This is a genomic window from Oceanispirochaeta sp., from assembly GCF_027859075.1.
Lineage (GTDB): Bacteria > Spirochaetota > Spirochaetia > DSM-2461 > DSM-2461 > Oceanispirochaeta.
Window position 1 is genome coordinate 1 of sequence record NZ_JAQIBL010000202.1, and the last position, 10,573, is coordinate 10,573.

10 protein-coding genes are annotated in these 10,573 nt (G+C 45.0%); 5 read left to right on the top strand and 5 right to left on the bottom strand.

Annotated features, from left to right (window positions below; translation table 11 throughout):
- Positions 1 to 253: 253 nt before the first annotated feature.
- Complete coding sequence (locus PF479_RS11325) at positions 254 to 385, bottom strand: hypothetical protein (protein WP_298006448.1); 132 nt, start codon at positions 383 to 385, stop codon at positions 254 to 256.
- 84 nt (positions 386 to 469) lie between these two features.
- Between PF479_RS11325 and PF479_RS11330 the strand changes: the two genes are divergently transcribed.
- Both PF479_RS11330 and PF479_RS11335 read left to right on the top strand, forming a co-directional pair.
- The gene (locus tag PF479_RS11330; protein ID WP_298006450.1) at positions 470 to 2,407 is read left to right on the top strand and encodes a histidine kinase; all 1,938 of its coding nucleotides are present in this window, start codon (positions 470 to 472) and stop codon (positions 2,405 to 2,407) included.
- A complete protein-coding gene (locus PF479_RS11335; protein WP_298006452.1) occupies positions 2,404 to 3,801 on the top strand; it encodes a response regulator in 1,398 nt (465 codons plus the stop codon). Before PF479_RS11330 ends, PF479_RS11335 begins: the two co-directional genes overlap by 4 nt.
- A 4-nt stretch (positions 3,802 to 3,805) precedes the next feature.
- Here the strand turns inward: PF479_RS11335 and PF479_RS11340 are convergent, their stop codons facing one another.
- From PF479_RS11340 to proB, 3 genes are all read right to left on the bottom strand, one after another.
- The gene (locus tag PF479_RS11340; protein ID WP_298006454.1) at positions 3,806 to 4,636 is read right to left on the bottom strand and encodes a carbohydrate ABC transporter permease; all 831 of its coding nucleotides are present in this window, start codon (positions 4,634 to 4,636) and stop codon (positions 3,806 to 3,808) included.
- Positions 4,637 to 4,646: 10 nt separating this feature from the next.
- Positions 4,647 to 5,534, bottom strand: coding sequence for a carbohydrate ABC transporter permease (locus PF479_RS11345; RefSeq protein WP_298006455.1), 888 nt, complete (start codon positions 5,532 to 5,534; stop codon positions 4,647 to 4,649).
- Between the two features lie 201 nt (positions 5,535 to 5,735).
- Positions 5,736 to 6,524: a glutamate 5-kinase gene (gene proB, locus PF479_RS11350; RefSeq protein WP_298006457.1), complete on the bottom strand. Its 789-nt coding sequence runs from the start codon at positions 6,522 to 6,524 to the stop codon at positions 5,736 to 5,738.
- Positions 6,525 to 6,635: 111 nt separating this feature from the next.
- On the opposite strand from proB, the gene PF479_RS11355 reads away from it, so the two are divergent.
- The 3 genes from PF479_RS11355 to PF479_RS11365 are packed head-to-tail and all read left to right on the top strand — an operon-like array spanning position 6,636 to position 9,733.
- Positions 6,636 to 7,847: a M20 family metallopeptidase gene (locus PF479_RS11355; protein ID WP_298006459.1), complete on the top strand. Its 1,212-nt coding sequence runs from the start codon at positions 6,636 to 6,638 to the stop codon at positions 7,845 to 7,847.
- Positions 7,840 to 8,832 (top strand): carbohydrate kinase family protein, encoded by a 993-nt coding sequence (locus PF479_RS11360; protein WP_298006461.1) that lies wholly within the window; start codon positions 7,840 to 7,842, stop codon positions 8,830 to 8,832. Before PF479_RS11355 ends, PF479_RS11360 begins: the two co-directional genes overlap by 8 nt.
- Positions 8,813 to 9,733: a pseudouridine-5'-phosphate glycosidase gene (locus tag PF479_RS11365; protein WP_298006463.1), complete on the top strand. Its 921-nt coding sequence runs from the start codon at positions 8,813 to 8,815 to the stop codon at positions 9,731 to 9,733. The genes PF479_RS11360 and PF479_RS11365 overlap by 20 nt, the downstream gene beginning before the upstream one ends.
- Before the next feature lie 86 nt (positions 9,734 to 9,819).
- On the opposite strand, the gene PF479_RS11370 is transcribed toward PF479_RS11365, so the two are convergent.
- Positions 9,820 to 10,371 (bottom strand): TetR/AcrR family transcriptional regulator, encoded by a 552-nt coding sequence (locus tag PF479_RS11370; protein ID WP_298006464.1) that lies wholly within the window; start codon positions 10,369 to 10,371, stop codon positions 9,820 to 9,822.
- Positions 10,372 to 10,573: the final 202 nt, after the last annotated feature.

Sequence of the window (10,573 nt, forward strand, 5' to 3'; positions counted from 1 at the left end):
CTGTTACAACAACAGGTAAAGAGTTATTTGATGAATGGGATGAAACACAAAGCAAAACAGTAAACTGTGGAGCAGCATCGGAACCGGATGGCTGGGACAGTGACTGGGATGAGGGCTCCAATGACAACAGTGGTACAACCATCTTCTGGGGACAAATCAGATCATAACTGCCGGTAGAAAAAAAGAACCAAATAAGAAGAGCTGACCATTTCCAGGCCAACTCTTCTTATCCTTCAATACAATTTTTTATAGATCAGCGTCCTGCATTCCCATCAGCCAGTTGCATCTCAATGGCCCTGTCAGCCAGATCTTCGGGAATCAGCTTCCCGCTGGATTCGATATCAGAGGCTCCCCAGCTCTTTTTTTCCTTCAGGTATTCCACCATCAGGTCCCTCATCGCCAGCTGGGAAATATAGCCCGCAGATAATCATAGCCTAACAACCGAGGTTGTGATAATCTTTATCAACCAATGAGCATTCGCAATAAACTCCTCATCCTGACCTCTCTCTTGTTTTTTTCCCTGGCAACGATTACAGGACTCTCTCTGTGGAACTGGAAACGACTTCAGAGCCTCAACGAAACCATCCTCCAGGGACAGAGGCTCCAAACCCACTCCCGAAATGTCATGGGTCTGATGAAAGACATAATCTTTGACCTCTTCGCCCCCCATATGTACAGTCAGATCCGCTCCCTGACCTATGCGCCCCGCTCCATCGCCGCCTACAAAACATGGCTGGAAGCAGTAGATCAGTACCAGATGACTTTTATGGATTTTATTGATGACAGAGATCTGAATATCATGCAGGATGACGAACTTCAGGATCTGTATAAAACCGCCCTGACCCTGAATCAGAAAGCTCTGAACAAGCTGTATTACATGTCTGAGATCCTGGGTCGCCTTCAGAATCTGGAGGCAGGAGAAAAAGGCCTCTATGTGCTGATGCAGAAAGATGAGACCCTGATCCCCTTCTTTGATGAGTTCAGAGACACCTCCTTCTACTTTACCAATACCTTCGAGAGTTTTATGAACCACTTTTACAGATCCTTCAGGGAGCAGAGCAAACGCCAGGAAAGAGAACTCTACATCCTGTTCATCCTGACCAGCCTGTTGATGGGCGGGATCGCTCTGATCTACGCCCTGATCATCTCCAGGCAGATTGTTCAGAAAATAAACCTGGCAGGGACCGCCTTCAAGAATATATCCATGGGAGATTTCAGCACGACCTATCCGGTGGAGGACAATGATGAATTGTCCACACTTCTGAGCCGCATCAACTCCTTATCCTCTGATTTGAAAGGGAACATCAACAGCATCCTCAATCTTGCCAGGGATATGGGAGTTTCTCTGGAAGACGGAACCAGCCTTGAGAATCTTACCGATCTGATCACAGAGACTATTATTAAAGACACAAGTGCTGAAGTCGCCGCAATATACCTTTTTGACCCTCTTAAAAATCAGTTTAAACTGGAATCCTCCCGGGGAAGCCAGTCCAGTCTGGTCCCATCTCTGGAGGCAACAACGCCTCTGGGACTCAAGTTGAAGAGGGGAGAACCCCTTGTCTCTCCTCTGGATGAAATGGCATCTCTCAAGGAATCTCTGGTCCTTAATGAGCCCTACCCTCAGGATATCCTGGCACTTCCTCTGATCCATCGGGGCGAATGCCGCGGATTTATAGTGGCCCTTATCATGAGCGAAAAAACAATTTTCTCTGATCTGGGAATTACCAGAATGATCAATTTTTCCGAATATGTCTCCCTCACTCTTGATAATCATATGAAGTACCGGGAAGTCCTGGAAAAAAGGGAGGCTCAGTACTGGGCTCTCCAGTCTCAGGTACAGCCTCATTTTATCTATAATATCCTGAGCGGATTCATCGGACTGAATCGCATGGGCGACACCAAAAGACTGGAAACCGCCATTCTATCCCTGAGAGAGATGCTGCGGTATGTGACTGATCAGAATCACTGGACAACCATGGAGAAGGAATTCGAATTCCTCGGGCATTACTGTGATCTGCAGAAAATCAGGTTTTCACAGCGGCTCAATTACAAGCTGGATCTTCCGGAAGACCTGAACAAGATTCCCATACCCAGACTCCTTCTACAGCCTCTGGTGGAAAATTCTGTGATTCACGGCCTGGAACCTCAGGAAGCAGGAGGACGGCTGACCGTCAAGGCTGAAAGATATATACTATCGGGCCAGGGTCGTCTGGTCATTACCGTCTCTGATGACGGATGCGGTTACAACATGACCCTGATGGAGAAGAGAGAAAGTGTGGGGATGAGAAATGTTACCGAACGTCTGAAAATGGCTTTCCCAGGTTCCGAGTTCATCACCAGGAGCAGTCCCGGAGAGGGGACGACCATCACTATAACCATTCCGGAGCCGGAGGACGCGCTGCAGTGAGGATATTGATTGCCGATGACGAAGAGCTGGTCCGTTTCACCATCAAGGATATGATCTGTGAAACGAATCTGGTCATGACAGAGATTCATGAGGCGGCAAATGGAAGAGAATTGATTGAACAGTTCCGCCTGAATCCACCGGATCTTGTCCTGGCAGATATCCGGATGCCCGGATTATCAGGACTGGATGCCATGGAAGAATTAAAAGACGAAAAGGCTCATTGGGTCTTCCTAACGGGTCATGCAGATTTTGAGTATGCCCGCAAGGCCCTGCAGCTTGGTGCGGATAACTATCTTTTAAAACCCCCCTCTAAAGAAGAGCTTGAAAAAATTCTGACTCAGATTCAATTTCTTCTGGTAAAAAAGAGAAAAGAAGAGCAGCGACTGCTGGAACACAGCCTGAACCACATCATTTCAGGAACTTCAGCCTTTGAATATGAGCCGGAGCTGCAGCAGAATGGATTCTGGTCAGGTTATCTCATATATCTGGATAGTTCCCGGAACGAACAGGAATCTCTTGAAATCAGAAACAATGTATCCCGTCATCTCAGAGAGTATTTCTGCTCTACAGAATATGGGAGTACCAAGGCAGGAATTGTCTCACTGGAATCAGGCTGCCTCTTCCTCTGCCGCCTGGATAAAATAAGGCCTAAGGGTGAAAAGGAAATATCCTCTCTCCTTGCTTCTGTTCACTCCCAGGACAATAACTACCATATCATCGGAATTCCCGGGGATATAGATTTTGCAAGGTTTTCTCAAAACTGGGAATCGATAGAAAAGAAAGGATGGCAGCGATTCCTCTCGCCACCCGGGGCAGTCCTGCATATTCGGGACGATATGGCCGGACCAGTCGAAAGATTCTGCCGGAAACTGGAAGAATGGATCACCCTGAATACGGATGAGAGGGAAACAGTAATAACGGAAGATCTTGAAAGGGAATCGATCCCGGCAGAAGTATATGAAGGGGTCAGGCAAAACCTGAGAGCCCTGTTCCCCGACTCCGCGGGAGACACAATCGCCTCTATTCTCAGGACGATAGACCATAAGAAAAAGCCGGTGGCTCTCCAATCCCGCTCGGTTCTGGTAGACCAGGCTGTGCGTATTATTGAAGAACATTTCCAGGAAGAAATCGGAATTGCCCAGATAGCCTACCGCCTGGAGGTCACCCCCAACTACCTGAGCAGCCTCTTCAGAAAACACTCAGGAATTGCCTTTACAAAATATATAACTGATATAAGGATTGAGAGAGCCAGATCCCTCCTGAAAAACACCAATCTGAACATCAAGGAGATTGCTTCAAAAGTGGGTTACAGAAGCAGCCGCCATTTCTCGGTGGTGTTTCGTCAGGAGGAAGGGGTCAGCCCGTCAGAATATATAAGATCCTACAGGACATGAAAGATCATCCCTTGACAGCTCCGATGGTCAGACCGCTGATGAGAGCTCTGGAGAAGGTGATCACAACAATTAAGATTGGAATCACAGAGATGGTAACACCCAGATAGATAGCCCCGAAGTTAGCTTCATAGAGCCCTCTGATATTGGATATAACCACGGGCATAGTGAATTTATCAGCAGAATTCAGCAGTACCATAGGGTTAATCAGATCATTCCATTTATAGATAAAGGTAAAGATCGACATGGTTGCCACCGCCGGCATAGAAAGGGGCAGGATCAGCTTGTTAAAAATATAAAACTCACCCGCACCGTCAATCAGCCCCGCTTCAATCAGGGAGTCGGGGATACTTGATTCGATATAGGCGCGTATGAAAAACACCATACTGGCATTAGCGATATTCGGGAGAATCAGAGGAACATAACTATCAATGAGTCCCATCTTTACACAAAGATCGTAGTAGCCGATCAATCCCAGCTGCTGAGGGATCATCATGGTTCCCAGAACAATCCAGAACAGGACTTCTTTCCCCTTGAAATGAAACTTGGCGAAGCCGTAAGCAGTCAGAGCAGAGAAGAAAGCTGATAATAGTACCGCAGGAACCGCAATGATGACAGAACTAATAAAACCTCTCCATATATTCACCTTACCCTGAATGATCAGGTAGTTGGCCTTGAGCTGGTTTCCGGGAGTGAGATAGATTCCCTGGGAAATTTCTGTATTGCTCCGGGTCGAGTTGATGATCATAATATAAAAAGGGACAATGCAGATCAGTGCCAGCAAAATCAGAACAACATACATAAAGATGACCGACGCAGGTCTTTTTTTCTCAATCATACTGAACCTCCTAATCTCTTGGTTTGATAAATTTAAATGATATTGCCGAGAAGATGAGAATCATGACAAACAAAGCATAAGCCAGAGCAGAGGCATAACCGAGATTGAAGTTTTTAAACCCCTGGTTATAGAGATACAACACCATGGTAGTCAGTGCATTATCAGGACCGCCGCGTCCATTTGTTAATACCCTGGGGATATCAAAAATCTGAAGTCCGCCGATCAGTGATGTCACCATGACATAGAGCATTGTTGGTTTTAACAGGGGCAGAGTGACTTTATAAAAAGTCTGAAATTTACTGGCCCCGTCAATATGGGCCGCTTCATACAGTTCATCCGAGATGGCACTCAAACCTGCCATAAATATAATCATAGTATAGCCGAACCACTGCCACCACTGAATCAGGGAGACTGCAATACGTGTTGCCATCTTGTCCTGAAGCCACTCATAGGGTTCAGAAAAAATGCCGATTCTGATCAACGCATGATTCAAAGCCCCGAAACGCCAATCCAGCATCACTGCAAAAAGAACACCTATTGAAGCAGCCGTCACCAGATTTGGCAGAAAATAGACGGTCCGGAATGTCTGCCGCCCTTTTATATTTGTATTTGTCAGAATGACAGCCAGAGCCAGAGCCACAACAATCTGAGGTATGTAGTTCATGAGCCAGATAAACCATGTATTGCCGATGGCTGTATAAAAAAGGGGATTGGTTAATAAACGCGCATAATTCCCGAACCCCACAAACTCACTCTTAACCAAATTAACAGGTTTGAAAAAACTTAAAAAAAACGTATAGATAATCGGGTAAATCTGAAAGGTCAGCATAGCCAGAAAGTAGGGAAGGATAAAGAGATAACCTTTATTATCACGGTTCTTAAACAGATTCCGGGTCACTTGAGACTCCTTGAGGAAATGTGTTTTACAATCTTATTCTAGCAGTCTGTCGGACTTAATCATTATTGTTCTATTTTTGATCTTTTTCATCTCTTCTTCGTCACTCAATTGTCAAATATGCTCGATATTCTCCTCATTCGTTCCTAAAATAGAAGAAAAATTTCTAAAAATAGTTTCAAAAGCACTAAGTCCGACAGACTGCTAGGGAAGAAATACGGTTCCTTTTGCAGATCCGTTAAGCAGATTGCTGATAAGATTCTTTTTTTTACCATTGGCCAGGATCATTGGAATTCCATATTCATTGACTCTCATGGCGGCTTCTATTTTGGTAGAAATACCCCCGGTACCGAAGCTCCCCTTTTTTCCAATCTCAATTTTTCCAATCAGGTTTGCTGAATCATCCACGACTTCGAGGAGATTGGCATCCGATGATGAGACAGGATCCTTGTCGTAAACACCGTCAATGTCACTCATGATGAGGAGCAGATCTGCATTCCAGAGATTCGCTGTCAGAGCAGCCAGATTATCATTATCACCGATCTTGATTTCATCAACACTGACCGAATCATTTTCGTTGATGATGGGAATAACCCCCTCGTCCAGGAGTGTAAAAAGTGTGTTTCTGATATTCAAAGTTCTGTTGGGATCATTAAAATCTTCTTTTGTCAGAAGAATCTGACCAATAACAAATCCGTACTCTTTAAATTCTTTTCTATAGGAATCCATCAATTCAACCTGACCAATGGAGCACAAAGCCTGTTTATAATGAAGATCTTCTTTTCTATTCCATTTCCCCAGGGTGGAAACACCGGCTATCCGGGCCCCGGAAGAGACTATAATAACCTGACAACCCTGAGTCCTGAGTGTATTGATCTGTCCAGCCAGGTCCTTAAAGAAATCACGGTTTAATGTTCCGTCTTCCCGGGAAAGGGTATTACTGCCGATTTTTACAACGACTTTTCTGCTATTTTTGAGTACATCCTGGAGCATTAAACTCTCCTCTATTTTTTATGAAACTATCATAACAGATAAGGACCTGTCTACTGATTAAAGCTGATTCAGCTTGCCACGGAGTGGTTCAAAACTTATAATGATGAAACAATGAAAAAACGAATAGATTCCCTACTTCCTGAGGCTCTAATAATACAAGATCAACTGATAGAATGGCGGCGTCATTTCCATCAGCATCCTGAAACTGGATTGGAAGTCGCTGAAACGGCTTCATATATCAGAAAGATTCTGAAGAATCTTGATATTCCAATTCTTGAAAACACACCCGGGCATACGGTCATCGGAATGCTGAAGGGTTTAGATTCTCAGAACCCCCTTGGATTGAGAGCCGACATGGATGCTTTGGAAATACCTGAAAATACAGGTCTGCCCTATGCCTCCCTCAGAGAGAACACCATGCATGCCTGTGGACATGATGCCCATATGGCCATGCTTCTCGGTGCAGCGGTCCTCCTGGCGCAGTGGGGGGGCGATCTGCCCCAGGATACTTATTTTATTTTCCAACCCGGAGAAGAAGATCCCGGCGGGGCTCTTCCTATCATGAACTCTGGAGTCCTCAAACCCCTGAAGGGAATATTCGGAATACACATGGATCCAATTCAACCCTGCGGAACGGGGGGCATCAATAGTGATAAGGCCATGGCATCTACCGATTGCTTTCATATTGAACTCACTGGAATAGGAGGGCATGCCGCTCTCCCTCATCAGTCAGTGGACCCCATCGCCATAGCTGCCCAGGTCATCAATTCTCTCCAGTTTATCGTCAGCCGTCTTCTTGACCCTGTAGAGCCAGCGGTGCTGACTCTCGGCAGCATTAAGGGAGGATACAGGCCGAATGTGATCCCCGACTCGGTATCCATCTCCGGGACCTTCAGAACATTCTCGGAATCCATCCGGAAACAGATTCAGGAAGAGATCAGAAAAACACTGGAAATGTACTGCACCCGGTATGGAGCCACATTCTCTCTGGATATAATACCCGGCTATCCACCAGTTATTAATACTCCCGAAATGTGCGATTTTGTTCTTGAAACTTCCGCTTATGCAGGAACAGCCCTGGAGATACGGGAATTGGAGAAACCCAGAATGGCCGGTGAGGACTTCAGCTACTATCTCCAGGAGATTCCGGGGGCCTTCTATTGGTTAGGCTGCAGAAATGAAGAGACCCTCTGTTCGTTTCCCCTTCACCACTCACGTTTCAATCTGGATGAAAACGCTCTTCCTTTGGGGACTGCCATGCACTGCCTGTGTGCTCTGAACTTCCCCCGGGCCCTCACTCGTTTGGCGGTTTCCCATGAATAAAGTCCAATCCTTCTTTTCTGAGATTCAAGGCAGAATCTCTTTGATGGAAAAAACGGTTCTCTTTATAGGCGGCTTCAATCAGGATATTCAGACGGTACCATCATTCAGGGCTGTTCAGGGAGACTCCGTTCCGGGGCATATCAGCATCACAACAGGAGGAGTTGCCAGAAACATAGCCGAGAACTGCAGCCGCCTCGGTTTAAACAGCTCTTTGTTCAGCCTCTATGGAGATGACAGTTCCGGTGCAGTCATCCTGAAGGAGACTGCCAAGTCGGGAGTGAACACGGAACATTGCCTTTGTATTGAAGGAGAGCAAAGCTGCCGCTATTCTGCCTTCATCGATGAAAAAGGGGAAATGCTCTACGGAGTCAATGAAATGTCACTGATGAATAAAATGACTCCTGCCCTGATGGAATCAAAAAAAGAGATTCTTGAACATTCTGACGTTCTGGTTCTTGACGCCAATCTTCCTGAAGAAACACTAGGGTATTTGAATCGTTTATATTCAGGGAAAACATTATTTATCGATCCTGTTTCGGCGGCCAAAATCGGAAAATTAAAAGGGAATATGGGTTCTTCCTGTGTCATCAAACCCAATGTCATTGAGGCCGAAAAATATGCTGGTCTGAGGATTCTGGTAGAAGATGACTATTACAGGGCCATGAATGCCTTCCTGTCAGATGGTATATCACAGGTCTATCTATCAGCTGGTTCTCAGGGAATTTATTATTCAGATGGACAGAACAAAGGAAAAATGGGAGCGGTTCCCCTTCGAATCAATTCTGTTACCGGGGCAGGAGATGCAGCTTCGGCGGCCCTTGTTCTCTCTGTGATATTAAAGCTGAATATGATAGAATCTGCCTTCCTGGCAAATTTGGCTGCCGGTTCTTCTCTGCTCTGTTCCCAGTCGATCAACAGTGAATTATCTCTTTCCTATCTATTAAATCTCTGTAAGGAGTATCAATATGAATCAAAGCTATCTTGATGTAAAAGAAGAAGTGGCTCAGGCCATTGCGGAAGGAAAACCGGTTCTGGCTTTGGAGTCGACCATCATTTCCCATGGGATGCCCTACCCCGCAAATGTAGAGACCGCCTTGAAGGTCGAAGAAATCGTCCGCCAGGCAGGTGTTATTCCTGCGACTATCGCTATCATAGGCGGCCGATTAAAGGCTGGACTATCAGTGGATGAAATTGAGTATTTTGGGTTAAAAGGAACAGCAATTCCCAAGGCCAGCCGAAGGGATCTGCCTTACCTGGTCTCGACCGGCTCGGATGGAGCAACCACAGTGGCCTCGACCATGATCATAGCTGCCCTGGCCAATATACCCATATTTGCTACCGGAGGGATCGGCGGTGTCCATAGAGGAGCAGAAACCAGTTTTGATATTTCTGCAGATTTGCAGGAACTGGCTCATACAAAGGTTGCTGTAATCTGTGCCGGCGCTAAATCGATTCTGGATATCCCTTTGACTTTGGAATATCTGGAAACCCAGGGAGTTCCTGTCCTGGGTTACAGAACAGAAGAGTTACCGGCCTTTTATACACAAAGGAGCGGGTACAAGGTAGACTATGCCATGGAATCGGCGGAATCTATTGCTTCTTTAATGAAGGCCAAATGGAATATGGGACTACAGGGCGGGATTGTTATAGCGAATCCGATCCCTAAGGAGTATTCCATGAATCCCGAAGTCATCAATAATGTGATTGAGAAAGCCCTGAAAGATATGGCAAGTCTGGGAATCAAGGGAAAGAAATCAACCCCCTATCTTCTCTCCAGGATTGCTGAGCTTTCGGAAGGTAGCAGCCTGCACAGCAACGTTGAACTTGTCTTCAATAATGTGAGACTGGCTTCTGAGATCAGCCAATGCTATTACTCAACTCCCTGAAAAATCCTCTGTTGACTTCAAGAGCTAAAAAAAGGCTGAATTCCTCTTCAATGAGGATTCAGCCCTGTAAAGTTATTTTTTTTTAATCAGGAAGCAGCGCGATCAATCAAATCTGACATCATAAACTGCAGAAAACTCTGGACCACTTCGGGTGAATTTTTCTTTTCAGTCTGCAGAATTGTTCTCAAACCATGCAGTATGGCTGATGCCACCGGTGCAGCCAGGCTGCCCTGTTTGTTGTTCTCTTCAAGAACATCTTTAATTGTTGACTGAAGAAGTGCATAAACGTTGTCCAGTGCTTTCTCATACTTGGATCCGGCAGATCCTGCTGAGAGAATAAGCCATTCTATTCTATACTCTTTTTGAAATTCCTGAAGACTATTCAACAGCCATGTAATCTTGTCATCTTCAACAAGGAGAATATCTTTCTTCAGATTCATAAGGGTTTTGAACAATGGATCGATTATAGATCCAAATAAATCTTCCTTATTTTTATAGTAGCGGTATAGATTCCCGACAGTCATTCCAGCAGAAGATGCAATGGCTCTCATTGATGCCTTTTCAAAGCTTTTTTTACGAAATTCTTTTCTTGCAGAAGTGACAATCCTCTGTCTTACTGATTCTTTTAATACTTGCATATATTGCCTCCCAAATAATTCTCATATTTTAAATTTATAATAAACTTTTTCTTTTATATTGGCAAATAGTGAACAAAGTCACTGCCACACACATTGTTCACACAATTATCATAGGCCATACAAATATGGCCATATTTGTCATATTTAAAGTTAAAAAAATGAATATAAATCCATTTTCAACACAGAATGAGTTCATTTTTGA